22 protein-coding genes are annotated in these 25,974 nt (G+C 63.8%); 6 read left to right on the top strand and 16 right to left on the bottom strand.

The window, feature by feature from the left end; translation table 11 throughout:
• Positions 1 to 3 precede the first annotated feature (3 nt).
• The 13 genes from QMZ05_RS20690 to cyoA form a co-directional block, all read right to left on the bottom strand.
• The gene (locus QMZ05_RS20690; protein WP_353702410.1) at positions 4 to 1,071 is read right to left on the bottom strand and encodes an adenylate/guanylate cyclase domain-containing protein; all 1,068 of its coding nucleotides are present in this window, start codon (positions 1,069 to 1,071) and stop codon (positions 4 to 6) included.
• Positions 1,068 to 1,445 (bottom strand): response regulator, encoded by a 378-nt coding sequence (locus QMZ05_RS20685; protein WP_353702409.1) that lies wholly within the window; start codon positions 1,443 to 1,445, stop codon positions 1,068 to 1,070. Before QMZ05_RS20685 ends, QMZ05_RS20690 begins: the two co-directional genes overlap by 4 nt.
• The gene (locus QMZ05_RS20680; protein WP_353702408.1) at positions 1,438 to 4,158 is read right to left on the bottom strand and encodes a response regulator; all 2,721 of its coding nucleotides are present in this window, start codon (positions 4,156 to 4,158) and stop codon (positions 1,438 to 1,440) included. The genes QMZ05_RS20685 and QMZ05_RS20680 overlap by 8 nt, the downstream gene beginning before the upstream one ends.
• Before the next feature lie 40 nt (positions 4,159 to 4,198).
• On the bottom strand, positions 4,199 to 4,948 hold the full coding sequence (locus QMZ05_RS20675; RefSeq protein ID WP_353702407.1) for a DUF3365 domain-containing protein: 750 nt from the start codon (positions 4,946 to 4,948) through the stop codon (positions 4,199 to 4,201).
• A gap of 52 nt (positions 4,949 to 5,000) precedes the next feature.
• A complete protein-coding gene (locus QMZ05_RS20670; RefSeq protein ID WP_353702406.1) occupies positions 5,001 to 7,232 on the bottom strand; it encodes a molybdopterin cofactor-binding domain-containing protein in 2,232 nt (743 codons plus the stop codon).
• A gap of 16 nt (positions 7,233 to 7,248) precedes the next feature.
• Complete coding sequence (locus QMZ05_RS20665) at positions 7,249 to 7,716, bottom strand: (2Fe-2S)-binding protein (protein WP_353702405.1); 468 nt, start codon at positions 7,714 to 7,716, stop codon at positions 7,249 to 7,251.
• Between the two features lie 153 nt (positions 7,717 to 7,869).
• A complete protein-coding gene (locus tag QMZ05_RS20660; RefSeq protein WP_353702404.1) occupies positions 7,870 to 8,406 on the bottom strand; it encodes a response regulator transcription factor in 537 nt (178 codons plus the stop codon).
• Positions 8,396 to 9,724, bottom strand: coding sequence for an ATP-binding protein (locus tag QMZ05_RS20655; protein ID WP_353702429.1), 1,329 nt, complete (start codon positions 9,722 to 9,724; stop codon positions 8,396 to 8,398). The genes QMZ05_RS20660 and QMZ05_RS20655 overlap by 11 nt, the downstream gene beginning before the upstream one ends.
• A gap of 28 nt (positions 9,725 to 9,752) precedes the next feature.
• Positions 9,753 to 10,583: an SURF1 family protein gene (locus QMZ05_RS20650; RefSeq protein WP_353702428.1), complete on the bottom strand. Its 831-nt coding sequence runs from the start codon at positions 10,581 to 10,583 to the stop codon at positions 9,753 to 9,755.
• 2 nt (positions 10,584 to 10,585) lie between these two features.
• Positions 10,586 to 10,987 (bottom strand): cytochrome o ubiquinol oxidase subunit IV, encoded by a 402-nt coding sequence (gene cyoD, locus QMZ05_RS20645; protein WP_353702403.1) that lies wholly within the window; start codon positions 10,985 to 10,987, stop codon positions 10,586 to 10,588.
• Entirely contained in the window at positions 10,984 to 11,619 is a 636-nt protein-coding gene (gene cyoC, locus QMZ05_RS20640; protein ID WP_353702402.1) for a cytochrome o ubiquinol oxidase subunit III, read from the bottom strand. Before cyoC ends, cyoD begins: the two co-directional genes overlap by 4 nt.
• On the bottom strand, positions 11,616 to 13,619 hold the full coding sequence (gene cyoB, locus QMZ05_RS20635; protein WP_353702401.1) for a cytochrome o ubiquinol oxidase subunit I: 2,004 nt from the start codon (positions 13,617 to 13,619) through the stop codon (positions 11,616 to 11,618). Before cyoB ends, cyoC begins: the two co-directional genes overlap by 4 nt.
• Positions 13,620 to 13,629: 10 nt before the next feature.
• The gene (cyoA, locus tag QMZ05_RS20630; protein ID WP_353702400.1) at positions 13,630 to 14,790 is read right to left on the bottom strand and encodes a ubiquinol oxidase subunit II; all 1,161 of its coding nucleotides are present in this window, start codon (positions 14,788 to 14,790) and stop codon (positions 13,630 to 13,632) included.
• A gap of 242 nt (positions 14,791 to 15,032) precedes the next feature.
• On the opposite strand from cyoA, the gene QMZ05_RS20625 reads away from it, so the two are divergent.
• Positions 15,033 to 16,322 (top strand): MFS transporter, encoded by a 1,290-nt coding sequence (locus QMZ05_RS20625; protein ID WP_353702399.1) that lies wholly within the window; start codon positions 15,033 to 15,035, stop codon positions 16,320 to 16,322.
• A gap of 118 nt (positions 16,323 to 16,440) precedes the next feature.
• Here QMZ05_RS20625 and QMZ05_RS20620 read toward each other — a convergent pair whose 3' ends face one another.
• Positions 16,441 to 17,205, bottom strand: coding sequence for a transporter (locus QMZ05_RS20620; RefSeq protein WP_353702398.1), 765 nt, complete (start codon positions 17,203 to 17,205; stop codon positions 16,441 to 16,443).
• A 279-nt stretch (positions 17,206 to 17,484) separates the two neighbouring features.
• Between QMZ05_RS20620 and QMZ05_RS20615 the strand changes: the two genes are divergently transcribed.
• Positions 17,485 to 17,886, top strand: coding sequence for a c-type cytochrome (locus QMZ05_RS20615; protein WP_050426474.1), 402 nt, complete (start codon positions 17,485 to 17,487; stop codon positions 17,884 to 17,886).
• 164 nt (positions 17,887 to 18,050) lie between these two features.
• Here QMZ05_RS20615 and QMZ05_RS20610 read toward each other — a convergent pair whose 3' ends face one another.
• Complete coding sequence (locus tag QMZ05_RS20610; protein ID WP_353702397.1) at positions 18,051 to 19,484, bottom strand: M48 family metalloprotease; 1,434 nt, start codon at positions 19,482 to 19,484, stop codon at positions 18,051 to 18,053.
• A gap of 114 nt (positions 19,485 to 19,598) precedes the next feature.
• Positions 19,599 to 20,384, bottom strand: coding sequence for a thermonuclease family protein (locus tag QMZ05_RS20605; protein WP_353702396.1), 786 nt, complete (start codon positions 20,382 to 20,384; stop codon positions 19,599 to 19,601).
• A 154-nt stretch (positions 20,385 to 20,538) separates the two neighbouring features.
• On the opposite strand from QMZ05_RS20605, the gene QMZ05_RS20600 reads away from it, so the two are divergent.
• From QMZ05_RS20600 to QMZ05_RS20585, 4 genes are all read left to right on the top strand, one after another.
• On the top strand, positions 20,539 to 21,744 hold the full coding sequence (locus tag QMZ05_RS20600; RefSeq protein ID WP_353702395.1) for an ABC transporter substrate-binding protein: 1,206 nt from the start codon (positions 20,539 to 20,541) through the stop codon (positions 21,742 to 21,744).
• A 131-nt stretch (positions 21,745 to 21,875) separates the two neighbouring features.
• Positions 21,876 to 22,670: an enoyl-CoA hydratase gene (locus QMZ05_RS20595; RefSeq protein WP_353702394.1), complete on the top strand. Its 795-nt coding sequence runs from the start codon at positions 21,876 to 21,878 to the stop codon at positions 22,668 to 22,670.
• Between the two features lie 15 nt (positions 22,671 to 22,685).
• Positions 22,686 to 23,441 (top strand): hypothetical protein, encoded by a 756-nt coding sequence (locus QMZ05_RS20590; protein ID WP_353702393.1) that lies wholly within the window; start codon positions 22,686 to 22,688, stop codon positions 23,439 to 23,441.
• Between the two features lie 309 nt (positions 23,442 to 23,750).
• Positions 23,751 to 25,865: an acetate--CoA ligase family protein gene (locus QMZ05_RS20585; RefSeq protein WP_353702392.1), complete on the top strand. Its 2,115-nt coding sequence runs from the start codon at positions 23,751 to 23,753 to the stop codon at positions 25,863 to 25,865.
• The last annotated feature ends 109 nt before the right edge of the window (positions 25,866 to 25,974 follow it).

Here is a 25,974-nt window from a genome sequence, read left to right as displayed (position 1 = left end):
TCTTTATCGTATCGTGCTCGCGGGGTCTTGAAGGCCATGGCATTCGAACAGTTCAACCGCCCCCTTCCCCTTGAGCTCCACCAATCCGCGGCTTCGGCCGGTGCAGCAGTGCCGAATGCGTCTCCATGCGGTAGCGCTCATCAGGATCGATCCGACTTCCGCGTGAGTGGTGATACGGGCGGCGGTATTGACGGTATCTCCCCACAGATCAAACGCATATTGGCGCCGGCCTATGATCCCGGCGACCACGGGACCAGTATGAATCCCGATACGGAGCGCCCAGCCGGGCTTGAGCTTCAGCGAAGTCTCAATCATCGCTCCAGCACACCGCACCGCGGCCAGCACGCCGTTCTCCACGGGATGCAGAAGCCCTGCGGTGGCAAGGAATGCATCTCCGATGGTTTTTATCTTCTCCATAGCGTGCACTTCGACGATGTCCTCGAACGCGTCCACGAGAGTGCGAAGCTCAGTCACGACCTGTTCCGCTGGATGACAATCGCAATACTGCGTGAACCCGACGATGTCGCTGAAAAGCACCGTGACGTCATCCATGCGGCGAGGCTTGACCTCGTTGGTTGCCATCAGCTCCGCCACCGCGCTCGGCGGCAGGATGGCTTGCAACAACTCGTCGGCGCGGCTCCTCTCGCGCTGGATTTCTTCAAGGTAGTATGCCTCCCGGTCGCGCAGGCGTTTTTTTTCAAGACATGCGCCAACACGAGCGCCTAGAACCACGGGATTGAAGGGCTTCAGAAGATAGTCGTCGGCGCCAAGTTCGATGCCGCGAACCACGCTTTCAATCTCGTCCACGGCGGAAATCATGATCACGCGGATCTCCCGTGACGCCGGGCACGCCTTTAGCTGCTGTAGTACCTGATGACCATTCATCCCGGGCATGAGGACATCGAGGAGCACGAGATCCACGGGCTGCTTTGAAACCGTTGCGAGGGCCTCAACCCCGTCGCCAGCGGTCAGCACGGCCTGATAGCCCAGGCGCCGCAATCGACGCATGAGCAGATAACGGTTGTCCTCGTTATCGTCCACGACGAGAATCACAGAGGGCGGCTCACTCATGTCCTGGGCTTCTTCGTCAGCAGAACACCGATTCGATCGATCAAGCGCGGAAAATCGACCGGTTTTGCAATGAAGTCGTCACATCCGGCCGCGAATGCTCGCTCGCGATCTTCCGGCATGGCGTGGGCAGACAGCGCAATAATAGGCAGAGCCGCGGTTTCCGGTGTCCTGCGCAACTGCCGCGTAACCTCCCAGCCATCGATGACCGGTAGTCCGAGGTCCACAAGAATGAGAGCCGGCCCCAGGTTCTTGGCTTGCAGCAGACCTTCTGCACCGTCGCGCGCGATGAGGACTTCGTGGCCCTTTCGCTGCAACCGCCGCGACATCATATAGACGTTGTCTTCGTTGTCTTCGATGTACAGGATCTTAACCATCGCGTTCGGCCCCCTGTTGCGTGACCTCGATGGAGACGTTGTGCCTGACGAAGTCCCGGATTCTAGCCAGCAGCTCGTCGCGGTCGCAGGCTGCCTTGGACACGAAATCCACAATCCCGCTATTGAGCCGGCGGCGTTCCGCTTCGCTGAGGTCGGTGGCCGTCATTCCGACGACTGGAATATTGCTGAATGCCGCATCACCTCGGAGCAGCTCGAGGAATTGAAATCCGGCCATCTCCGGCATCATGAGATCGAGCAGGATCAGGTTTGGTCTGCGTTCCTGAAGTCGTCTGAGGCCCTCTCCACCGTCCTCAGCTTCGATAACGTGCCAGCCTTCGTCGGCAAGCGTCGACGCCAACAGCCGTCTGGTCTTCTCATCATCCTCAACGACAAGAATATCCTTTCTCGATGGGCCGGCGTTCAGATGATGCAAGACCGCCCTGAGCCGCGTCCAGTCGATCGGTTTAGTGATGTACTCGCTTGCGCCGAGCGCATAGCCCTTGCTGCGCTCATCGACGATGGTCAACATGATCACCGGAACCGGTGCGAGCTCGGGGGTTGATTTGAGTTCACGGAGCACGCCCCAGCCGTCGAACTCGGGCATTAGAACGTCCAGAGTGATCAGCGACGGGTGAACCTTGCGCGCGAGCGCGAGGCCTTCGCGCCCTCCTTGAGCGGTCAAGACGTCAAAGCCCTCCTTGCTGAGGAAGCGGCGCATGACATCGAGGACATTGAGATCGTCATCGATGACGAGCACCCGCGGAGCAGCGCCGTCCATGATGCGAATCGGTGAGCCGCCAGGCGCCGCTGTTGACATCTCCACGCGCAGCGGCGTCCCCTGAAGCGCCTGAGCAGGTAGACGGACAGTGAAGGCTGCGCCGCGACCGAGCGCGCTCTGCACAGTGATTTCTCCGCCCATCGCCCGACACAGATGTTGGCTGATCGCTAAACCCAGCCCGGTCCCGCCGTACTTGCGTGTCGTCGAACCGTCGGCCTGGGAGAATTCCTGGAACAGGCGGCCAAGCTGTTCCTCCGTCATCCCAATTCCACTGTCGGCCACGGTGAAGACCAGCGACGTGGCGGATCCGTTGGCTTCGCGGTTTACCGTAAAGCGGATCTCACCATTCTCCGTGAACTTGCACGCGTTGCTGAGCAAATTCAGAAGTACTTGACGCACCCGGGTCGAATCCGCCTGCATCGCTCCGATATCCGTGGGACAGTCGACTATGAACTTGTTGTTGTTCTTGTCCGCGATCGGCTGGGTTGTCTTGGTCAGTTCGCCAATGAGGGCCATGACGTCGATCTCCTCGGGATATAAATCGAGCTTGCCGGCCTCGATCTTCGACAGGTCGAGGATATCATTGATCAACGTGAGGAGATGCTTGCCCGCCCGCACGATACGTCCGACGGGCTCGGAAAGGGCTTCGTCGCGCTCGTCCTGCGCTTCTTCATGAAGTATCTCGGCGATTCCGATGATCGCGTTGAGCGGCGTTCGAAGTTCGTGGCTCATATTCGCGAGGAACTGACTCTTTGTTCGGTTTGCCGCCTCTGCTTCCTCGCGCGCCTGCTCGAGCTCAATTTGGCGGCGCTTCAGCTCGGCGATATCGGTGTAGACCACGACCGTGCCGCCATCATGGGTCCGGCGCTGGGTCACTCGCACCCAGCGATCGTTCCGATACGAATGCTCGGCGACGCTGAAGGGTTCGGAATGCTGCCTCTGGCGTTCCTCGATCCACTCCTCGGGAGTGCGGCCATTCAAATCGGCCACAGAGCGTGTAACGGCCGCCTCGAGGATTTCGCGGAAGCTCGTTCCGGGCTGGAACAGGTCTGCGCGCTGAGGATAGATCTCGCGCACCCGTTCGTTGCACACCACGATGCGGTCGTCGGCATCATAGAGCACGAATCCGTCGGAGATGGTTGCGATTGCCGCCGCGAGCGTCTTGCGCTCGTGCTCCCGTTCGGTCGTCAGCCGGTCGCGCTCTGTAAGAGTGTCGCGGAATATGGCGAGCGTTCGGGCCATCGCCCCGATCTCGTCACGGCCCGCGGCAGGAATTGGTACTGCGACGTCCCCGGCGTTAAGGCCGTTGATCGCCACGACGAGCCGCCGGAGCGGAAGCGTGACCGAGCGCAGCAGGAAGAAGGTCAGAAGCACTCCCACGATGACGACCGCTGCCACGACGCCTTGTGTAACCCTGGTGGCCGTGGCGACGTCCGCAACCGCACGATCGCGGGCCACCGCCGCCTCGCTGGTCAATTCGGTTACGATTGATTTGAGGCGCTCATCAATGACTGTGCTGTGCTGTCGAGCTTGAGCCAGGAGCGAATTGCCCATCACTCGGCGATCGGCAGTGTACTCCTCGACGGCGTCGGCGGCGAATTTCTCGAACAGCGCGAGTTCGGTACGAACCGAGGCTATGCGATCCGGTTTTCTCACGGCGAGCTGATCAAGATAACGTTCCATGCGGCTTCGAGCTTCTGCCGCATTCCGTTCCGAGCGCATCAGCATGCTGACGGCGAGGTCGGTCAGCCAATACCGAAGCTCTCCGAAGGTGACGCGTGCTGCATTCGCCGAGTCGATCGTGTCGATCAGATCGGCCACTTCAGCGACGACCGCCGAATCGTTTGCCAGCTTGCGCGTGAGATAGATATTGGTCGCCAGAATGACGAGGAGCAACGTGCCCGATAGAAGAATAATCCGGGTTCGGATATTCACGCGTGCCATCGTCGCGAGCCTCGTGTTCCGACGTTCCGGACTATCGGTACAGAATGATGCTAATGACGCCGCCCAGTTCATCCAGTTTCGCGCCTTCTTTCGGATAGCCTGTTATGTCGACTTCGCCCTTCGGTGAACCATGGCAGGCCAGGCAGGTCTCATCGTAGTATTGCGGCACCATGACCCGGAAGGCCGGACGTCCGTCCGTTTCGACGGCAGCCGAATAGGCCTGGTCGTGCGGCCAGCTTGGTGTGAGCAGTTTTGATTTGATGATGGTGGTCTCCCAAATGTCCGGGCGCGCCTTTCTGTTGCGCACGCGATCGGGCGGACCCGTCACCTTCACCTCAGCCTCCCCCTTTGCTCTGCGGGCGAATGCCTCGTTAACAAGACGCGCGAACACCGCCGGGATGAAACCCTTGAACCCTGTTCCCTTCGCGTTGATCGTCGTCTGATTCGCGTCCATGACCTCGACGATCGCGTCCATTTGAACGCGCAGCAAACGGCCATGGCGGGTGTTTGGATCGATCGTTGATGGATCGACGCCGGTTGCCTTGCGATAGATTTCGCGCGCTCGTTCGATCAGCGCGGCGCCGCCAAGGCCCTTCTCACCGAGCTTTGGATCATTGATTCGATCCTGCTCGCGGGAGATGACGGTTTCGCCGGCGAGCAGCATATCGGCCAGGCTTTGGCCTATTAGCAGATCGTCGTTCAGATCCTCTCGTTCCGGAGCCGCGCAAATCACCGACACGGGGATCGCGCCCACAAGTACGAGGGCTATCGTCGCTGTCACCCACGAATGCCTCGACCGAACCATTCCTTCATCTCGCAATAGCTAAACAAAATTACTGGTCAGCGCCCTCAATCGCGGCCAGAACCTTCGCTGGCGTAAACGGAACCGAGCGCAACCGGACGCCGATCGCGTCAAATACCGCGTTCGAGATCGCAGATGGCACGACCGCGGCTGCGGCCTCACCCGCTCCCGAGGGTTGCTCGGTCGGACGGTCGACAAGTTCGATGATGACGTCCGGTACTTCGGGAAACGTCAGGATCGGATAGGTTGCCCAATGCAGGCTTGTGACCGCCGAGCGGTCAAAAAGGATTTCCTCTTTCAGCGCGCGGCTGACGGTTTGGATGATGTTTCCCTCGATCTGGTTCTTGACGCCGTCGGGGTTGATGATCTGTCCACAATCATGCACGACGAAAAAGCGCTGCACGCGGATGTCCCCGCTTCTCCGATCGACTTCGATTTCGGCTACTGCGCCGACATAAGTGGGCGACGGGAGGTCCTTGGCGTAGCTGATGCCTCGTCCGACCATGACATCGCTCTGGGCGGCGCTCCGTGGCGAGAGGCGTGTCTCCCACCGAGCCAGAGTGCCAAGACGCCTCAGTAGCTCGGCACCACGAGGGTCTTTCAGATGGCTGAGACGAAGCTCGAGTGGGTCCGCACCAATAAAGGCAGCGAGCTCATCGACAAAGCATTCGTTGGCGAAAGTGTTTTGCAGGCGCCCTGGCGATCGGACCCAGGACCAGCGGAATGGTGTCTCGGCGAGGAGATGCGCGACAGTCCTGATGTTCGGAAAATTGTAGGGGATCGCCGAGTTGGAGGCCATCATATTGGGGCTGTCGGCGCGGTACGGCGTCGTTATTGGAGCGGGAGGCGCACCGGCCGCGAGCGTGGCTGCGATGAGTGGCACCGGCCCAAATCCATCCTGAGGAACGAAGAAGTCCGACTCCCAGGCGGTAATCCTGCCTTCGGCATCGACTCCGGCGCGAAGGTTAGCCAGTGTTGGTGGACCTTTTGGATCCCAACCATGCTCGTCAGCGCGCATCCACTGAACGCGCACGGGTCGGCCACCCATCGCGCGCGAGAGAAGCGCGGCGTCGCCGGCCGCGTCTTCGTGCCCATTGCGGCCGTAGCAGCCCGAACCTTCGATATAGAGGCAATGCACATCGTCGAGTGGCACGTCCATCATTGCCGCGAGTTGGCGCCTTAGAGAATGCGTCGCCTGAGACGCGCTCCAGCACGTAATTTTCCCGTCGTCGATCTCGACGACGGCGCAAGATGGGCCGATTGAGCCGTGTGTCTGGATGGCGAAATCGTAGGTGGCTGAGATGCGTTTCGGCGCGTCACTCAGCGCCTTGGCACTATCGCCGGAGTTGGAGGTCGCCACATCGCTTTTGATCGGAGTGGCGCGAACGTAGTCCCAGAGGCGCGCCCGGTCCGGCAGCCCTTCCCAGTTCGACCACGTCGCCTTCAGCTTACGTGCGGCCTGGATGGCGCCCCATTCGGTTGTCGCGACCACGCCAAGGAAATTGCCCTTGCGTACAACCTTTAGAAGGCCCGGAACGTCGCTCACCGAGGACTCGTCGACACTTTCAAGGCTGGCGCCAATTGCCAACGGGCGCACCACGCGGCCATGCAGCATTCCGGCAACGCGGAAATCGTGCATGAAGCTGAAGCGTCCGGTCGCCTTTTCTGGAATATCGAGGCGCGCCAGTGACTTCCCGACGACCTTGTACGTCGCCGGGTTCTTCGTGGGTGCATTGTTGTCGATCTTCAGCGAGAATGTACCGTCGCCGATAAGCCCGGCATAAGACACGCTCATGCCGTTACCCTCGATTATGCCGTCCTCGATGCGAAGCTCGGTCGTCGGCACCCCGAAGCGCTTCGCGGCGATCTCGGCGAGCGCTTTGCGCGCAGTCGCTGCGGCCTGCCGAATCTGCATCCCTCCTTTTTGAATCGAGAGGCTGGCCGCAGTTACGCCTTCGTCCGGCGTCAGCGCGGTGTCGCCCTGGATGAGCCTTACTCGGTCGATAGGCACATTGAGCTCTTCTGCCGCGATCTGCGTTAGTGCAGTCCGCAATCCGGTCCCGAGGTCTACTTTTCCGGAGTAAACCGTGATGTGGCCATCGGCATCGATAGACAGAAATCCGTCGACCTCGTCGGATGCAACGGTCTTCGGGGCCTTGTTTCGCGCCAAAGTGGAATATGGCTTTGCCGCAAGCGCAAAGGTGACGACCAGCACGCCGCCGGTCTTCAATATGCCGCGACGGGTGGAGACGAAGTCCAGCATCTCTGTCTCCCTGGTCTCACGCGTTACGGGCCGCCCGCTGGACTGCCCGAATGATGCGAAGATGCGTGCCGCAACGGCAAAGATTGTCGGCGAGCGCCTTCTTGATCTGTGGAACGGTCGGGTTCTTGGTTTTCGCGAGCAGCGCAGTCGTTCGAACGATCATGCCGTTGAGACAAAAGCCGCACTGCGCGGCCTGTTCGTCGATAAAGGCTTGCTGAACAGGAGACGGCCGCTCCAGGCTGCCGAGCCCCTCGAGCGTCACGATCTTCTTGTTTGCGACCTTGGTGAGCGGCGTCTCGCACGAGAGCACCGGTTCGCCATCCGACAGGACGGCGCAGGCTCCGCACTGGCCCAGTCCGCAGCCGAAGCGGGGGCCCTTCAATTCAAGATTGTCTCGCAGTGCATAGAGCAGCGGCATGCCTGGGTCATCGACTTCGATCGTGACCAAGCGGCCGTTAACATCCAGCGAAACAGACGTGGGCATGAATATCCTCCCCACCATCCGCTCATGCTTATCGAAGGTCCGCTTATATACCCTTCGGCAGCCGTTTTGAATGCCCAAGAGGGCCCCGCGTCGCGAACATCCGGCAGGACCTTGCCACCTGACCGGGCTCCCCCCCGAAATCCGGCTAAGTGGCTACTTCACCCGCTGCTTCTCGAGCTTCCGCGCCAATGTCCGGCGGTGCATGCCGAGGCGGCGGGCGGCTTCGGAGATGTTGAAGTCGGTCTCCATCAGGGTCTGGTGGATGCGCTCCCATTCCAGCGTCTTGATCGAGGTCGGCCGCGCGCCGACCTCGATGGCGGCGTTGCCTTGCGCTTTAAGGAATGCGGCCTCGATGTCGTCGGTGTTCGACGGTTTTGCGAGGTAATGGCAGGCGCCGAGCTTGATGGCCTCGACCGCGGTCGCGATGCTGGCGAATCCGGTCAGCACCACGATCAGCATTTCGGGGTCATGCGCGTGCAGTGCTTCGACGCAGGCGAGGCCCGACGCGCCGCCGGCGAGCTTCAGGTCGACGACGGCATAGCCGGGCGATTGCTGCTCGAGCAGCGCGCGGACCTCGTCGAGCGAGGCCGACACCGCGACATCGTAGCCGCGGCGTTCGAACGAGCGCTTCAGGGTGCGGGCAAAGCCTGAATCGTCCTCGACGATCAGAAGCTGGCGTTCATCCGTCAAGATGGTCTCCGATCGCGAGCGTCGAGAGCGGCAGCTCGAGCCTGACCGCGGCGCCGATGTCCGGCCGGTTGCGCGCCGTCACCACGCCGCCGAGCTTGCGCACGACATTGACGACCAGGAACAGGCCGAGGCCGCTGCCGGGGCTACCCTTGGTGGACTGATACGGCTTGCCGATATGCGCCAGCATCTCGCGCGAGAAGCCGGGGCCGCGATCGGTCACCGACAGCAGCAGCGTGTCGGCATTGCGCTCGGCCATCAGCTCGATCCAGTCGCGCGAGACCTCGGCGGCATTGTCGAGCACGTTGAAGATCGCCTGCTTGAGCGCGATGTCGGAGACGATCGCAAGGTCAGTGCCGAAGGCGTTGCGGAAATACAGCGTGGCCGACGGCCGCGTGGTTCGCCATTCCTCGACCAGCGCGGTCAGGAACGCCGCCACCGTGGTCGGCGAGGAGCCTTCGCCGCGGGCTTCGCCGGCCGACAGCAGGATGCCCGTGACGATCGACTTGCAGCGCTGCACCGAGATCTCCATCTCGCCGAGGTCCTGCGACAGCTCGGGATCGGAGGCGAGCGCGGGCATCCGGCGCCAGTCGCCCAGGATGACCGAGAGCGAGGCGAGCGGCGTGCCGAGCTCATGCGCGGCGCCGGAGGCCAGAAGGCCGATCCGGACGATGTGGTCCTGCTCGGCGGCGTGCTGGCGCAGCGCCGCGAGGCGCAGGTCGCGGTCGCGCAGATTGCGGTTGATCCGGGTCATGAACACCACGAGCAGCACGGCGTCGAGGACAAGGCCGATGAAGGTGCCGGCGATATACAGATTGAACGCGTCGGCAAAGCCCTGCTGCGGCAGCTCCAGCGGCCGGTAATAGCTGGTCAGCCAGGCGAAGTTCATGCAGACCAGCGCCACCAGCGACCAGGTGGATGGCGCATCGAGCAGCACCGCGCCAAGCGTCACCTGCAGCAGATAGAGCGACGTGAAGGGATTGGTGGCGCCGCCGCTGAGATAGAGCAGGGCGGTCAGCGCCGCGACGTCGAGCGCCAGCGCGACCAGGAGCTCGCGGTTGTTGATGTCGGCGCGGTAGCGCAGCCACAAGAGGCTGACGACATTGAGCGCAACGAGGCCGGAGATCACGGCCGCCAAAGGCAGCAGCGGCAAGGCTACGCCCATCCAGAACTGCACAAAGCCGATGGTGACGATCTGGCCGATCACGGCAATCCAGCGCAGCTGGACCAGCAGGGCCATGTTCTTGCGATTGGTCGCGATGTCGGCGGGCGCTGCGAGATCGTACGGCATGCCGGCAGCCGCGTTCACGGCGGACGGCATCACGGCCGTGCCGGTCGCGGCGTTCTCCTCATGCAGATCCGATGTGCGCTCGAGCATCTGGGCCTGTGTCGCGAGACAGATTGCGGGCTGCGCCGATCAGGCGGCGCACGGCGGCGCGCCTTGAACTCCACCTTGGATCGGAGGCGCCGGCGCGGCTCCTGGCGCTGGCGATGCGCAGGAGCGCGCCCGCCAGCATAAGGGCCAGCGCGAACCATGTCAGCGCGTAAATCAGGTGGTTGTTCGGAAACCGCACGATCGTGAGCCCGCCGACGGGGTAGCCGCCAGGGTTTGGCGTCGCATCGGCGTCAATGAAGAAGGGGGCGGTGTGCGACAATCCGCGCGCGGCGGCGATCGCGGCGACGTCGCGGGAATACCAGCGGCCGGCCGAAGCGTCGTTGCTGCGCAGGAAGCCACCCTTGGGCTCCGACATCCGCAGCAGCCCGGTCACGCTGACGGTGCCTTGCGGCTCGCCGTCGCGCCGGGTCGCGGGTTCGCGCCGGTCAGGCGGAACAAAGCCGCGATTGACCAACACAGTGGTTCCGTCGGCCATGCGCAGCGGCGTCAGCACCCAGAAGCCGGGGCCTTCGTTCGTCACGGCCTGCACCACCGTCTCGTCGGTGTTCAGAAAGGTGCCGTCGACGGTGACGCGGCGGTACTCATCGCTCGCTGCGCTGACTTCAGGCCATGACGAGGGCGGCGGCGGTGCGACCGGGGCCGCATGCATGCGCTGCTCGACCCGTTCGATCAGCGCCAGCTTCCAGACCCTGCGTTCGACCTGCCAGACGCCGAGTGCGCTCAGCAGCACCACGCCCAGCATGCCGAGCGTGAGCAGCACAAGCGATGGTCTGGCAGACCGCATCGTCACGGCATCTGGCTCATGTCGTGCATCGGCATCATGTTGATGTTGAGATGATGCATGACCCACAGCGAGCCGGTCAGCGCGATCACCACCATGACCACGGTGAAGATCATCGCCATCATGGTCCAGCCGTTCTCGGACCGGGTGTTCATGTGCAGGAAGTACACCATGTGCACGACGATCTGCACCGCTGCGAGCACCAGCACGATCAGTGCGGTGACCGCCTTGTCGGCGATGGTTCCCGTCATCACCAGCCAGAACGGCACCGCGGTGAGGATCACCGAGAGGCCGAAGCCGATCAGATAGCTCTTCAGCGAGCCGTGGGCGGCGCCGCCATGGTCATCATGGCCGTGACCGCCGTCGGAGTGCAAGATCTGAGATTCGGCGTGAGAGTCTGTTGTCATCGCAGCATTCCCAGGAGGTAGACGAAGGTGAAGACGCCGATCCAGACCACGTCGAGGAAGTGCCAGAACATCGAGAGGCACATCAGTCGGCGCCGGTTGGCTGTGGTCAGGCCGAAGCGCGCGGTCTGCACCATCAGCGTCACCAGCCAGACCAGGCCGAAGGTGACGTGCAGGCCGTGGGTGCCGACCAGCGTGAAGAACGACGACAGGAAGGCGCTGCGCTGCGGCGTCGCGCCCTCATGGATCATGTGGGCGAACTCGGTGAGCTCGATGCCGAGGAAGGCGAGGCCGAACAGTCCGGTGATCGCGAGCCAGAGCTGCGTCTGGCCGATCTTCGACTTCTCCATCGTCAGCATGGCAAAGCCATAGGTGATCGAGGAGAGCAGCAGCATCGTGGTGTTGAGCGCGACCAGCTTGAGGTCGAACAGGTCCTTCGGCGCCGGGCCGGCGGCATAGTTGCCGCCGAGCACGCCATAGGTCGCAAACAGCATCGCGAAGATGAGGCAGTCGCTCATCAGGTAGATCCAGAAGCCCAGCATGGTGCTGGCGCCTTCCGGATGATCGTGCTCGTCGATGACGTGGAAGATCGGCTCGGAGCCTTGGATGGAGATTTGGCTGGTTGCTACGCTCATGTCTGGGCTCCCGCGGCGAGAACGCGCGTCCGCGCATCTTCGGTCCGCACCACCTCATCCGCCGGGATGTGGAAGTCGCGGTGATAGTTGAAGGTGTGGCCGATCGCGACCGCGAGCAGCGCAACGAAGCTGACGGCGGCGAGCCACCAGATGTACCAGATCAGGCCGAACCCCATCGCGGTGGCGAGGCCGGCGAGGATGATGCCGGTGCCGGTGTTGGACGGCATGTGGATCGGCCTGAAGCCGGTCAGCGGACGCTTGTAGCCGCGGCGCTTCATGTCCCACCAGGCGTCGTTGTCGTAGACGACGGGCGTGAACGCGAAGTTGTAGTCCGGCGGCGGCGACGAGGTCGCCCATTCCAGCGTGCGCGCGTTCCAGGGATCGCCGGTGGTGTCCTTCAGCTGCTCGCGTTTGAGGATGCTGACCGCGAACTGCACCAGCATCGCGCCGATGCCGAGCAGGATCAGGAAGGCACCGAAGCCCGCGATGATGAACCAGATCTGCAAGGACGGATCGTCGAACACGCGGAGCCGCCTCGTCACGCCCATCAGGCCGAGCACGTAGAGCGGCATGAAGGCGAAGTAGAAGCCGACGACCCAGAACCAGAACGACAGCTTGCCCCAGAACGGATCGAGCCTGAACCCGAACGCCTTCGGGAACCAGTAGTTGATGCCGGCGAACAGACCGAACAGCACGCCGCCGATGATCACGTTGTGGAAATGCGCGATCAGGAACAGGCTGTTATGCAGCACGAAATCGGCCGGCGGCACCGCGAGCAGCACGCCGGTCATGCCGCCGATCACGAAGGTCAGCATGAACGCCACCGTCCACATCATCGGTAGCTCGAAGCGGATGCGGCCGCGATACATCGTGAACAGCCAGTTGAACATCTTCGCGCCCGTCGGGATCGAGATGATCATGGTGGTGATGCCGAAGAACGAGTTCACGCTGGCGCCGGAGCCCATCGTGAAGAAGTGGTGCAGCCAGACCAGGTAGGACAGGATGGTGATGACGACCGTGGCGTAGACCATCGAGGTGTAGCCGAACAGCCGCTTGCCGGAGAACGTCGCGGTCACCTCGGAGAAAATGCCGAAGGCCGGCAGCACCAGGATGTAGACCTCGGGATGGCCCCAGATCCAGATCAGGTTCACGTACATCATCGGGTTGCCGCCGAAGTCGTTCGTGAAGAAGTTGGTGCCGACGTAACGGTCGAGCGACAGCAGCGCCAGCACAGCGGTCAGGACCGGGAAGGAGGCGACGATCAGGACGTTGGTGCAGAGCGAGGTCCAGGTGAACACCGGCATCTTCATCATCGTCATGCCCGGCGCGCGCAGCTTGACGATGGTGCAGATCAGGTTGATGCCCGATAGCGTGGTGCCGACGCCGGCGACCTGTAGTCCCCATATGTAGTAGTCGACGCCGACGTCTGGACTGTAGCCGATGTTCGAGAGCGGCGGGTAGGCGAGCCAGCCGGTGCGGGCGAATTCGCCGACGAACAGCGACATCATCACCAGCACGGCGCCGCCGACCGTCATCCAGAAGCTGAAATTGTTGAGGAAGGGGAAGGAGACGTCGCGGGCGCCGATCTGCAGCGGCACCACGTAGTTCATCAGGCCGGTCACCAGCGGCATTGCCACGAAGAAGATCATGATCACGCCGTGGGCGGTGAAGATCTGGTCGTAGTGATGCGCCGGCAGGTAGCCGTCGGAGCCGCCAAAGGCGATCGCCTGTTGCAGGCGCATCATCAGCGCGTCCGCGAAGCCACGCAGCAGCATCACGATGCCGAGGATCATGTACATGATGCCGATGCGCTTGTGGTCCACGGTGGTGAACCACTCGCGCCACAGATAGCTCCAGAGCCGGAAGTAGGTGACGATGGCGAACAGCGCGAGGCCGCCGGTCGCCACCACCGCGAAGGTGCCGACCAGGATCGGCTCATGCAGCGGCAGCGCTTCCAGATTGAGGCGGCCGAAGATCATCTTGACGAGATCGGGATTCATGCGGTCCTCCTCAGGACTCTGATTTCGGACGCTGGCCGAGCAGCAAGGACGTCGATGACGCGGGCGAGAACGGCGGGCGTTTCAGCCCGAAGCCGCGCAGCGGCGTCAAATCGAGCGGCGCCGTGACCTCGCGCGACGGCGCGTCCTTGATCTCATCCATCGAGCAGATGCCGGCGACGAAGGTCGGCTCCGTGCCGAGCGGCGCGCCGCGGCGGGCGTATTTGTCGTAAGTGAGCGGCAGCGTGTTGTTGAAGCCTTCGCGGCCGAGGCCGCCCTTGGCGTCGATTGCCATCATCTCGCTCATGCACATCTTGCCGGGCTCGACGCACATGTTGAGGATCGCCTTGTAGAGATCGCGATCGACCGAGCGGTAGAGCCGGACCGGATCGTTCTGGCTCGGACGCTCGAGCTGCAGATAGTCGGTGCGGCCGAGCATGTTGGCGCTGGTCTTGGCGGTGCCGATCCACTTGTCGAAATCGGCGTTCGACAGGCTCTTGAACTCGAAGTGCATGCCGGAGAAGCCGGCGCCGCTGTAATTGGCGGAGAAGCCGCGGAAGGTGCCCGCCTTGTTGGCGACCGCGTGCAGCTTGGTCTCCATCCCGGGCATCGCGTAGATCTGGCCGGCAAGGGCGGGGACGTAGAACGAGTTCATCACGGACGACGCCGTGATGCGGAAGCGGATCGGGCGGTCGACGGGAGCCGCGAGCTCGTTGACGGCGGCGACGCCGTAATCCGGGTAGATGAACAGCCACTTCCAGTCGAGCGCGACCACCTCGACATTGAGCGGGGCGTCCTTGCTTTCGATCGGCTTGTCGGCGGCGATGCGGCCGAGCGAGCGGTAGGGATCGAGCAGGTGGGTGCCCATCCAGGTCAGCGCACCCAAGCAGATGATGATCAGCAGCGGCGCCGACCAGATCACGAGCTCGAGCTGGGTGGAGTGATCCCACTCCGGCTCATAGGGGGCCTGGGTGTTGGACTGGCGGTAGCGCCAGGCGAAGAAGACGGTCAGCGCCATCACCGGAAGCACGATGATGAGCATTAGGACGGTGGAGATCACGACGAGGTCGCGCTGCTGGACGGCGACGTCGCCGGCAGGGGCCAGGACGACGAAATCGCACCCGCCAAGAAGGGCCGCGAACGGCAATAAGGCCAATAATTTCAAGGCGCGCACGGCTCACCCCACTGGAATTTTATGAGTTCCGCCAAGGGGTAGCTGCGATGCAGCAAAGTTGACATTGGACAATTTGTCCAATGTTGCACTGCGGGATAGAAGCTCAGAAGGTGAGGTGGACCGCGTGGCAAAGTGCCCGTGGCCTCATCTCTTGCTTGAGCATGCGGTTCGGAAAACCGGTTTCCACTTTTCCGGGTCATGCTCCAAAGGACGGTTCTCCGGCGATGGCACAGGCCCCAGCAATGGCTCACGGCACCCCGACCGCGTCAGGTCACGGGCAGGCGAAACCCGGCGAAATCGCGATCGGCGTCATCATCGGACGCACGTCGGAGTTCTTCGACTTCTTCGTCTATGCGATCGCCTCGGTGATCGTGTTCCCGAAGCTGGTGTTTCCGTTCGTCAATGAACTGACCGGCACGCTCTATTCGTTCGGCATCTTCGCGCTGGCGTTTGCCGCGCGGCCGCTCGGCACCGTCATCTTCATGGCCGTCGACCGTCGCCACGGCAAGGGCGCCAAGCTCGTTATCGCGCTGTTCTTGCTCGGCACCGCAACGGTCGCGCTCGCCTTCCTTCCCGGCTACGACACGATCGGCGTTGCGGCGATCTGGCTGCTCGCTGCCGCGCGCGTGCTGCAAGGCATCGCCTGGGGCGGCGCGTGGGACGGGCTCGCCTCGCTGCTCGCGATGAATTCGCCGGCCAACAAGCGCGGCTGGTACGCGATGGTGCCGCAGCTCGGCGCGCCGCTCGGGCTGATCGTGGCGAGCGCGCTGTTCGCGTTCTTCGCCGGCAACCTCTCGGCGGATGATTTCTTCGACTGGGGCTGGCGCTATCCGTTCTTCGTCGCCTTCGCCATCAACGTGGTGGCGCTGTTCGCGCGGCTGCGCATGGTGGCGACCGACGAGTATTCCGAGCTGTTCGAGAGCCGCGACCTCGAGCCGGCGCGGGTCGGCGAGACCATCGCGCAGGAGGGCCGCAACATCCTGCTCGGCGCGTTTGCGCCGCTGGCGAGCTTCGCCCTGTTCCACATGGTCACGGTGTTTCCGCTGTCCTGGGTGTTCCTGTTCACCAAGGAAAGCCCGGTGCGCTTCCTCATCATCGAGATGATCGGCGCCATGGTCGGCGTCGCCGCGATCATCGCCTCCGGCATGATCGCCGACCGCGTCGGGCGCAAGCCGCTGCTGCTGGGCTCGGCGGTCGCGATCGCGGTCTACAGCGGCTTCGCCCCGCAGCTGCTCGATGCCGGTGCGTTCGGCGAAACGGTGTACATGGTGCTCGGCTTCGTGCTGCTCGGCCTGTCGTTCGGCCAGTCGTCGGGCGCGATCGCTTCGAACTTCGCGCGGACCTATCGCTACACCGCCTCGGCGCTGACCTCGGATTTCGCCTGGCTGTTCGGCGCCGGCTTCGCGCCGCTCGCCGCGCTCTTGCTGGCGACGCATTTCGGCCTGATCTCGGCCGGTGCGTATCTGTTGTCGGGCGCGGTGTGGACGCTGCTGGCGCTGTGGCTGAGCGGCCTGCGCGAAGCGGAAGGCTGATCTCGCGCCTCTCGTCTCTCTTGTAGCCCGAATGCAGCGAAGCGAAATCCGGGACCGCTTTCACCGCGGATAGTCCTCCCCGGATTGCGCTACGCTCCATCCGGGCTACGGACCCTCGCTACCGAAACAGCCCGTCGACGCGGAACGAATAGCCCAGGCCGACGATGTAGTTCGGCGAGTTGCGGTTGAGCCCGAACGCGACGTGGAGGTCGACCTGCTGGGTCGGCGTGATCCGGTAGACGCCGCCGGAGTTGATCAGCTGGGTCGGCCGCGCGCCGTCGGGACAGTCGCCGACATATTCGGTGAACATGCTGATCCGCTCGGTCAGCTTCTTCTCGATCACGAACGTCGCTTCCGACATGTGCTGGCCGGTCAGTTCGGCGGGGCGGAAGAACTCCGTGAACATGCCGCTGACGCCCCAGCCGTCATGCAACTCCCATGACCATGGCAGCTGGATGTAGGGCTGCGCGCCGCGCCCGGCGATCGCAGCCGCGCCGGTCGGCAGCGCGACGCCGGCGGTGATCGACAGGTCGATCTTCCCCGGCAGCGGGCTGATTTGCCATTTGATCGCGGGCGCGACGTCGGAGAAGCCCGAGACGCCGGGCGATTTCACGCTGCCGAACCAGGTCGGCAGGTCGACCAGAACCTCGAGGCAGGGCGCAATCCCGAGCCGCCAGCGGCTGTTGCTGCCGTCGATGCTGCGGCCGGCGTCGCGGCCGGTCAGGTTGACGCCGTTCTCGCTCTGCAGGCTCCCGACCGGCACGACGATACTTGAATTGGTGACGTCGGGCCGGTCGGTCGCAATTTCGTCGCTCGGCTTGGGGCAGCCGTCCGCGCGTGCGGCGGTGGTGGCTGCTGCGGCTGTGAGCGCAGCGAGCAGCATGCACGCGAGTCCGGCAAGTCGAGCGACGGCGCCGAGCCGATTGCGAAACACTGGGGATGCTCCAATAGCCTGGCGCCGCTGCGGAGGTGGCAGCTGCGAATCGAGATCGGCGGGGCCGCGCGGATATTCCACGCGGGCGGGAATAAACTTCAGCAACAACTGCCATTCTCAGCGATCGATCCGGCTCGCGTCCAGCACAATTGGGAACCCGCGGAATTTCCGGGAATAGATCGCCGGTCAGGCTGCTCCTGTTGCGGTGACCAACAGGAGACCCCGGGAATGACCATCCGTTCGATCGCAGGCGTCCTGGCGCCGCGGCACGCCAAAACAGCCGCAATGGCGGCGATCGCGATCCTGCTCGCCCTGAACAGCGCCCGTGCGGCGGGCGATGCCGCGCGTGGCGCCACCCTGTACCAGGGCTGCGGCGATTGCCATTCGATCGAGAAGAACGACGTCGGGCCGATGCACAAGGGGGTCGTCGGCCGCCTCGCCGGCTCGGTCGCGGGCTATAATTACTCGCCGGCGCTGAAGGACTCCAAGATCGTGTGGACCGAGGCCAATCTCGACAAATGGCTGACCGGTCCCGACGCGATGGTTCCGGGCACCAAGATGTTCTACGAGGTTCAGGATCCGAAGGATCGGGCCGACATCATCGCCTTCCTCAAGGAGAAGGCGAAGTAGGGTACCAACCTTCTCCACCCGTCGTCCCGGCGAAGGCCGGGACCCATAACCACAGGGTTGCGTTGTTCGAACGCGCCGTGGCCCCAGCTTTTTCCATCAATCGATAATTGTGGTTATGGGTCCCGGCTTTCGCCGGGACGACAGTGGTGAGGGTGCGTGCAGCCTCAATCCACCACGATCTTGACGCGGTCGCGCGGCTTCACCTGGGCGTGGGCGTCGAGGCCGTTGAGCACCCGGAAGCGCTCGGCTGGATGATCGACGCCGGCCATGCGGTGTGACAGCGATTCGACGGTGTCGCCGGGCTGCACGTTGATGACCTTGATGCGCAGCGGGCGCGCGGCCTGGATCTCGTCGAGGGTCAGGCGACGGAATGAATTGACGGTCTCGCGCGCGTTGCGCTCGCTCTCGGTGGATTTCTGCTTGGCGGCGAAGATGAAGCGGTAGACGTCGCTGCCGAAGCGCAGTGCGTAGACCTTGAACTGCCACTGGTCGCCATGCGCGGTGGCCGAGGCTGCCGGAAAGCCGTTGATGTTGAGGTCCTCGGTCGAGGATCTCTCGACGCCTTCCATCCAGCCGGAGTTCAGATAGTCGCCGAGCGTCTGTTCGGCCGGAACCCGCACCACGTCGAAGCGCATCGCCTGGCTGCCGCCCTCGCGCACGCCGATCACCGCCTGCGCGGTGTTGTCGAGCGTGAAATTATCAGGTGCGGTGAAGGTGAAGCCGAGCTTGGGATGCAGAAATCTGCGGCCGCGCACGAAGCCTTCGCTGGGATCCTCGCCATAGACGATGTTGTCGATCGCGGCGAGATAGGTCTCGCGGTCGCGCTCGTTGCTCTCGGGCGACGAATATTGCCGCGCGGTGGTCTGCGCATTGTTGATGCGCTCGGGCGTTGCCGGATGCGACGAGGTGAAGTCCTGCGCGCGCGGATCGAGCGCGGTCTTGCCGATCTTGAGCGCGGCGTTGCGCTCCATCGCGGTCAGGAAGCGCGACGCGCCATAGGGATCGAAATGCGCGCGCGCGGCGATCCCGACGCCGATGCCGTCGGCTTCGAACTCCTGCTGCCGCGAGAAGCTCGCCATCGTCAGCTTGGTCTTGGCGAGCGCCAGCGCCGTGAGATCGGGATCGGTGCTCATGTCGGTGACGACGCGCGTCACCACCGCCGCCTGGCGCGCCTGGTCCTCGCGCATCGCAGCGTGCTTGGCCAGCACATGCGCCATCTCGTGGCTCAGCACCGAGGAGAGCTCGGAGGTGTCGCTGGCGAGCGCGATCAGGCCGCGCGTGACGTAGAGCTGGCCGGTCGGCAGCGCGAAGGCGTTCACCGCGCCGGAATTGAGGATCGTGACCTTGTAGGCCTGGTCGGGCCGTTCGGAGGCGGCGACCAGCCGCTCGACGGTCTTGCTGATCAGGGCCTCGAGCTTGGGGTCGTCATAGGCGCCGCCATAGGACGACAGGATCCGCTCGTGCTCGCGCTCGCTGTTGGGGGTCTGCTGCACCACCCGATTCGGCTTCACCGGCGCCGCTGTTGCAGTGGGCGTGACCTGCTCGAATCGGCCGACATTGCCGCAGGCCGACAGCGTCAGGGCCGCGCAGACGAGCACAGGCGCTGCCGAAAGACGGCGGCCAGTCCCATCTTCACGCCGTCCTGCGCGCTCAATCACGTCAAAAACTCACAAATTGTCTCATGAATCGGCCGGGGTGTGGCCAAAGGCCCCCTAGTTCCCGCCGAGCAGTTCAATCTGCCCCACCCGGAGCAACTCGATTCGCGGCCCACGTCGTGCTTCCACCCAGCCTCGGACACGAATCCTGCGATTTTCCAGAGACTTGGGCGAAAGCCCGGCCGCCTCGAACGCAGGGACTATGCGCCTTGAAATAGTCAGAGCAAAGTCCCTAGTCCAGTTCCGGCCGAAATTCAGGTAGGTCGTCGCGCCCGCTTGACGCACGGACAAAACCCTGCCCTCGACCACCGTAAAACGCCCGATCCCGGCCAAAATATCGTCCGGACTTTCAGCGTTTTTTATGACCGTGGCCTCCGCCCAGGTTCCCGATCGGGCGGTCCGCGCCTCTCTTTCCGCCGCCATCAGCGCCGCGGCGCAGTCCTTGTCGGCGATCTCGGACGACACCAGCGCGAGGCCCTGGCGCAGCAGTTCGCTCTGTACCGGCGTCTCGCCGCCTTGGAGGAATGCGTAGGCCGGCTGCCGGCCATAGCGGTCCGGCGTGTCGTCTTGTCCGTGTAGTGTCACGTCGCGACCGACCAGCAGTGCCGACAGAGTTGCGGTGGCCTTCGCCTTGTCCGCCACCTCGATGCCGGCGAGCCTGACCTCACGGCCGTCGTCGAGCCGCAGGCTGCGCGCATCGACCACCGCGGCGACGCGGCCTTCGCCCTGAATCTCGAAATTGCATCCCGCTGCATGGCTTGCGCCGCAAGCAAGCAACGTCGTGCACGCGAGGAGGGTGCTGCGAGCCAGCCTCGGTAGAATCTGCATCGATAAAATCTGCATGAACCGATCTTCGCACATATTGACCATTCCGTTCAGCGGAAAACACGTGTCAGCTCCGCGGCTTGCCGCTGTGCATGGCATGCGGCATGATCCCGCGCGCGTGAAACGGACCGGCGGCGATGGAATGCGGCACGGCCTTCGAGGGAGGATTTGAATGAGACGGGTTTTGGCCGGCGTGTTGGCCTGTGTGTTTGCGATCTCGGCGAATGCGTCGCTGGCGCAGGACAAGCCTCCGCTGAAGCTCGGCGGCATCCTCGATATGTCGAGCCTCTATGCCGACATCACCGGCTCCGGCAGCGAAACCGCAGCAAAGATGGCGGCGGAGGATTTCGGCGGCACCGTGCTCGGCCGCAAGATTGAGATCGTGGTCGGCGACCATCTCAACAAGGCCGACCTTTCCGCCAACATCGCCCGCGACATGATCGACAACCAGGGCGTCGAGATGATCTTCGACGTCGCGGCGTCGGCAACGGCGCTCGCCGCGGCCGAGATCGCCAAGGCGCGCGGCAAGATCATCATGTTTAACGGCCCGGGCTCGATCCGTCTCTCCAACGAGGCCTGCGGCCCCTACACCGTGCACTACGTGTTCGACACCTTCGCGCAGGCCAATGTGACCGGCCTTGCTGCCGTGAAATCCGGTCTCGACACCTGGTTCTTCCTGACCGCGGACTATGCGTTCGGCCAGGACCTCGAAAAGGACACCAGCAATGTCGTGGTGAAGTCGGGCGGCAAGGTGCTCGGCAGCGTGCGCCATCCGATCAATACCTCGGATTTCTCGTCCTTCCTGCTGCAGGCGCAGGCCTCGAAGGCCAAGGTGATCGGGCTTGCCAATGCCGGCGGCGACACCATCAACGCGATCAAGCAGGGCGCCGAGTTCGGCATCACCAAAGGCGGCCAGAAGATCTCGCCGCTCTTGGCTTTCGTGACCGACATCGACAGCGTCGGGCTCGAGACCGCGCAGGGCTTGCTGCTGGCGGAAGCGTTCTATTGGGACCTCAATGACGACACCCGCGCGTTCTCAAAGCGCTTCATGGAGCGGACCAAGCGGGTGCCGACCTCGGCGCAGGCCGGTGTCTATTCCTCGGTGATGCATTATCTGCAGGCGGTGCAGGCGGCCGGCACCACGGATGCCGCCGCCGTCATGAAAGTGATGAAGGAGACCCCGATCAACGACATGTTCGCCAAGAACGGCCGGATTCGCGAGGACGGCCGCATGGTGCACGACATGTATCTGTTCGAGGTCAAGAAGCCCTCGGAATCGAAAGGCCGCTGGGACGACTACAAGCTGCTCGCGACCGTGCCGGGCGACCAGGCGTTCCAGCCGCTGTCGGAGTCGCGCTGCCCGCTGGTGAAGAAGTGACGAAGTCACGCAGTCATCCCGGGGCGATGCGTTAGCATCGAACCCGGGATCTCGAGGTTCCGGGTCTGGTGCTTGCGCACCATCCCGGAACGACGAGGCAACAACCAACAAACAACGAAAGGCAAAACGCCATGAGCGACAATCAGATGGTTCTCCAATCCCTCGACAAGGGTCTGCTCACCATCACCATGAACCGCCCGGATCGGCGCAATGCGCTCAATCCCGACATGACGCGCGGCCTCGTCGAGGCGGCGCGGCGGGCGCAGGACGATACCGAGGTGCGTGCGGTGCTGATCCGGGGTGCCGGCGGCACCTTCTGCGTCGGCGGCGACGTCAAGTCGATGGCAGAGGGCCGCGCGCCGTTGCCGTTCGAGGCCAAGATGGCCAATCTGCGCCGTGGCATGGAGGTCTCGCGCATCCTGCACACGATGCCGAAGCCCGTGGTGGCGCAGCTCGATGGTGCTGCGGCCGGCGCAGGTCTCTCGATCGCGCTGTCCTGCGATCTCCGCGTCGCCAGCGCCTCCTGCAAGATCACGACAGCCTTTGCCAAGGTCGGCTTCTCCGGCGACTACGGCGGCACTTATTTCCTGACCAAGATGCTCGGCAGCGCGAAAGCGCGCGAGCTCTACATGATGTCGCCGGTGCTGTCGGCGCAGGAGGCCTACCACCTCGGCATGGTCTCCAAGGTGGTGCCCGATGCCGACGTCGAGGCCGAGACGCTGGAGCTCGCGCGCTCGCTGGCGCAAGGACCGTCGGTGGCGCTCGGCTACATCAAGCGCAACATCAACAATGCCGAGACCATGACGCTGGAGGCCTGCTTCGACGGCGAGGCGATCCACCACACCCGCGCCGGCGAGACCACCGACCACAAGGAAGCGGCCAAGGCGTTCGTCGAGAAGCGCAAGCCCACCTTCCAGGGTCAGTAAGCCGTGACCAATCACATGGCCGATTACATGCGGCTGCGCCAGATCTGCCTGGTGGCGCCGCAGCTCAAGCCCGTGATCGCTGATATCTCCGCGATCATGGGCCTCGACGTCTGCTATCGCGACGGCAATGTCGCCAAATATGGCCTCGAGAACGCGCTGCTGCCGGTCGATACCATCCTGCTGGAAGTCGTCGCGCCGTTCCAGCCGGGGCCGGGCACCGCGGCCGGCCGCTTCATCGAGAAGACCGGCGGCCGCGGCGGCTACATGGCGATCTTCTGCTGCGAGGATCCCGACGCGCGCGGCGCCAAGGCCAATGCGATGGGCGTGCGCACCGCGAACGTGATCACGCATGCGCCGTATCACGGCGTGCAACTGCATCCGCGCGACTGCCGCGCCGCCTTCATCGAGTTCAACCACACCGACGGCAGCGACGACATCCTCGGGCCATATCCGCCCGCCGGCCCGGACTGGCAGAAGTCGATCCGCAAGGACACGACTTTGGCGCTGACCGAGGTCGAGATGCAGAGCCCCGAGCCCGAGGCGTTGGCGGCGCATTGGGGAACGATCGTTGGCGTGCCCGCCGACGGCACCGTGGTGAAGCTGCCCAACAGCAGCTTCCGCTTCGTCAAGGGCGACAGCGAGATCATGAGCGGTTTGACGTTCAAGGTCGCCGACAGGGCCAAGGTGCTGGATGCCGCAAAAGCCAGGGGCTGCGCGGTTGATGGCGGTGAGTTCCGGCTTTGCGGCGTGACGTTTCGTCTTACCGCCTAGCTCTCGTAGCCCGGATGAAGCGAAGCGAAATCCGGGACTGCGCTCTCCGCGGATGGACTGTCCCCGGATTGCGCTGCGCTCCACCGGGCTACGTAGACACAAACATCTCCCCAACCCGTCATCCTGAGGTGCGAGCCTCTTCGGCGAGCCTCGAAGGATGCGCAGCCCGGCTGGTGGCCGTCCATCCTTCGAGGCTCGCTCCGCTCGCACCTCAGGATGACGGTGAACGATTGACTTGCGGGATGAACGATTGAGCTCGCCCCAACGATCCAATACCGTGGCTCACAATAACAACAACCGGAAACGCCCATGCCGCATCCGCTCGATTCCTTCTTCGCCCCAAAGAGCATCGCGCTGATCGGCGCCTCGCGCGATCACGAGAAGATTCCCGGGCGGCTGCTCGCGATGCTGCGCAAGAACGGCTATCCGGGCGCGCTCTACCCGATCAATCCGAACTATGACGAGATCGACGGCTTGAAATGCTTCAGGTCGATCGCCGAGATCGGCGCGCCGATCGACCTCGCCGTCATCGTGATTCCCGCGCGTGCGGTGCTGCCGGCGCTGGAACAGTGCGCGGCGGCCGGCGTGAAGAACGCGGTCATCATCTCCTCAGGCTTTGCCGAGGAGGGCGGCGACAGCGCGGACATGCAGGATGCGATCGTGGCGTTGGCGAAGCGGACCGGGATGCGAATCTCCGGTCCGAACGCGGAAGGCTTCTACAGCCAGGTGCAGAAGGTGGCCGCGACCTTCAGCCCGACCGTCGACGTCAAGCCGGATGTGCCCGATCTGGTCGCGAGCAAACGGCGGATCGGCATCGTCGCGCAGAGCGGTGGCATCGGCTTTGCGATCTATCATCGCGCCAAGGCGCTCGGCGTCGCGCTCAGCTATGTCGTCAGCGCCGGCAATGAGAGCGATCTCGGCGCCGGCGAATTCCTCGACTACATGGTGCAGGATGCCTCGACCGACGTGATCCTGCTGTTCATCGAAGGCATTCGTGACGTCGACAAGTGCCTGGCGGCGGCGAAGCGCGCGGCGGAACTCAGGAAGCCCGTCATCGTCACGAAAGTGGGCCGCTCCGGCGCCGGCGAACGCGCGGCAGCCTCGCACACCGCGAGCATGGCGGGCTGGTCGGCGGCCTATGATGCGGTGTTCGCGAAATACGGCTTCATCGTCTCCAACGATCTCGACGAAGCGGTGACGATTGCCGCCGTGTTGACCACCAATCCCCTGCCGAAGGGCGATCGGGTCGCGGTGCTGACGGTGTCCGGCGGCGCCGGCATCTGGGGCGCCGACACCGTGTCGATGCAGGGCCTGCGCGTGCCGGAGCTTTCCGCCGATATCCAGAGCCAGATCAAGCAATGGATGCCGTCCTACGGCGCCGCGGGCAATCCGGTCGACGTCACGGCGCAGGGCGTTTCCTCCGGCGGCCTGCAGAAGAGCATCGAGCTGTTCGATGCGTCCGATGAAGTAGATGCGACGCTGGTCGTGCTATCGCTGTCGAGCGAGACGCGGATGCCGTTCAAGGAGGCCGAGCTGAAGCCGCTGATCTCCGCGCAGAACAAGCCGGTGGTGTTCTACTCCTACACGCTGCCGTCGCAATACGCGCGGCAGGAGCTGGCGAAATCGGGCGTTGTGGTGCTCTCAGGATTGACCCATGTCGTCGTCGCGATGCGGCGGCTGGCGGACTATGCCAGCTTCAAGCCCGCGCTCGAGCTGGCGGCATCGGCGCCGCCGGCGCACGATCTCTCCGCGCATCTGAAGGCGAAGACGCTCTCCGAACATGACAGCAAGTCGCTGCTGCGCGCCGCCGGCATCGCGCTGCCCGACGAGATCTTGGTGACAGATCGCGACGGGCTCGACGCAGCGATCGAGCGCGCCGGATTTCCGCTGGTCATGAAGATCCAGTCGCCCGCGATCACGCACAAGAGCGAGGTCGGCGGCGTCCGCGTCAACATCGCGGCCAAGGGCGCGGCGTTCACGGCCTATCGCGACATCCTGGAGACCGTGCAGAAGGCGCGGCCGGATGCTGCGATCCAGGGCGTGCTGGTCGGGCCGATGGCCAGGAAAGGCGTCGAGATCATCGTCGGCACCATGCTGGATGCGACGTTCGGGCCGATGGTGATGGTGGGGCTCGGCGGCATCACGACCGAGCTGTTCAAGGATGTGGTCTATCGCCCGGCGCCGGTGAGCCCGGAGGAGGCGGCCGCGATGCTGGAGACGCTGAAAGCCGCGCCGCTGCTGCACGGCTTCCGCGGCGCGCCGACGGCTGACGTTGCGGCGCTGGCGCGGCTGATCTCGCAGATTTCAGTGCTGGCGGCGCAGCACGCAGGCGAGATCGCCGAGATTGAGGTCAATCCGGTGCTGGTGCATCCGGAGGGGCAGGGCGTCACGATCGTCGACGCGCTGGTGGTGCCGAGGGGCTAGACAGCTATCCCCTCGTCGTCGTCCCGGCGAAGCAGGCCGTGCAAAAACCACGCTCTGATGGTGGATTTTGGCGGCTGAGATTGATTCGGGGGGACGATGGGACACGTCA

This window comes from Bradyrhizobium sp. INPA03-11B (assembly GCF_040446015.1).
In the GTDB taxonomy this organism is placed as follows: Bacteria; Pseudomonadota; Alphaproteobacteria; order Rhizobiales; family Xanthobacteraceae; genus Bradyrhizobium; species Bradyrhizobium macuxiense_A.
Note: the sequence above shows the minus strand (reverse complement) of the source record. Positions and strands in the feature narration are given on the sequence as shown.

Coding starts and splice junctions, on each gene's coding strand:
- QMZ05_RS20690 (WP_353702410.1), bottom strand. CDS start 1,071: ATGAGTGAGCCGCCCTCTGTGATTCTCGTCGTGGACGATAACGAGGAC.
- QMZ05_RS20685 (WP_353702409.1), bottom strand. CDS start 1,445: ATGGTTAAGATCCTGTACATCGAAGACAACGAAGACAACGTCTATATG.
- QMZ05_RS20670 (WP_353702406.1), bottom strand. CDS start 7,232: ATGCTGGACTTCGTCTCCACCCGTCGCGGCATATTGAAGACCGGCGGC.
- QMZ05_RS20665 (WP_353702405.1), bottom strand. CDS start 7,716: ATGCCCACGTCTGTTTCGCTGGATGTTAACGGCCGCTTGGTCACGATC.
- QMZ05_RS20655 (WP_353702429.1), bottom strand. CDS start 9,724: ATGCCGTCCGCCGTGAACGCGGCTGCCGGCATGCCGTACGATCTCGCA.
- QMZ05_RS20650 (WP_353702428.1), bottom strand. CDS start 10,583: ATGCGGTCTGCCAGACCATCGCTTGTGCTGCTCACGCTCGGCATGCTG.
- cyoD (WP_353702403.1), bottom strand. CDS start 10,987: ATGACAACAGACTCTCACGCCGAATCTCAGATCTTGCACTCCGACGGC.
- cyoC (WP_353702402.1), bottom strand. CDS start 11,619: ATGAGCGTAGCAACCAGCCAAATCTCCATCCAAGGCTCCGAGCCGATC.
- cyoB (WP_353702401.1), bottom strand. CDS start 13,619: ATGAATCCCGATCTCGTCAAGATGATCTTCGGCCGCCTCAATCTGGAA.
- QMZ05_RS20625 (WP_353702399.1), top strand. CDS start 15,033: ATGGCTCACGGCACCCCGACCGCGTCAGGTCACGGGCAGGCGAAACCC.
- QMZ05_RS20620 (WP_353702398.1), bottom strand. CDS start 17,205: ATGCTGCTCGCTGCGCTCACAGCCGCAGCAGCCACCACCGCCGCACGC.
- QMZ05_RS20615 (WP_050426474.1), top strand. CDS start 17,485: ATGACCATCCGTTCGATCGCAGGCGTCCTGGCGCCGCGGCACGCCAAA.
- QMZ05_RS20605 (WP_353702396.1), bottom strand. CDS start 20,384: ATGCAGATTTTATCGATGCAGATTCTACCGAGGCTGGCTCGCAGCACC.
- QMZ05_RS20600 (WP_353702395.1), top strand. CDS start 20,539: ATGAGACGGGTTTTGGCCGGCGTGTTGGCCTGTGTGTTTGCGATCTCG.
- QMZ05_RS20595 (WP_353702394.1), top strand. CDS start 21,876: ATGAGCGACAATCAGATGGTTCTCCAATCCCTCGACAAGGGTCTGCTC.
- QMZ05_RS20590 (WP_353702393.1), top strand. CDS start 22,686: ATGGCCGATTACATGCGGCTGCGCCAGATCTGCCTGGTGGCGCCGCAG.
- QMZ05_RS20585 (WP_353702392.1), top strand. CDS start 23,751: ATGCCGCATCCGCTCGATTCCTTCTTCGCCCCAAAGAGCATCGCGCTG.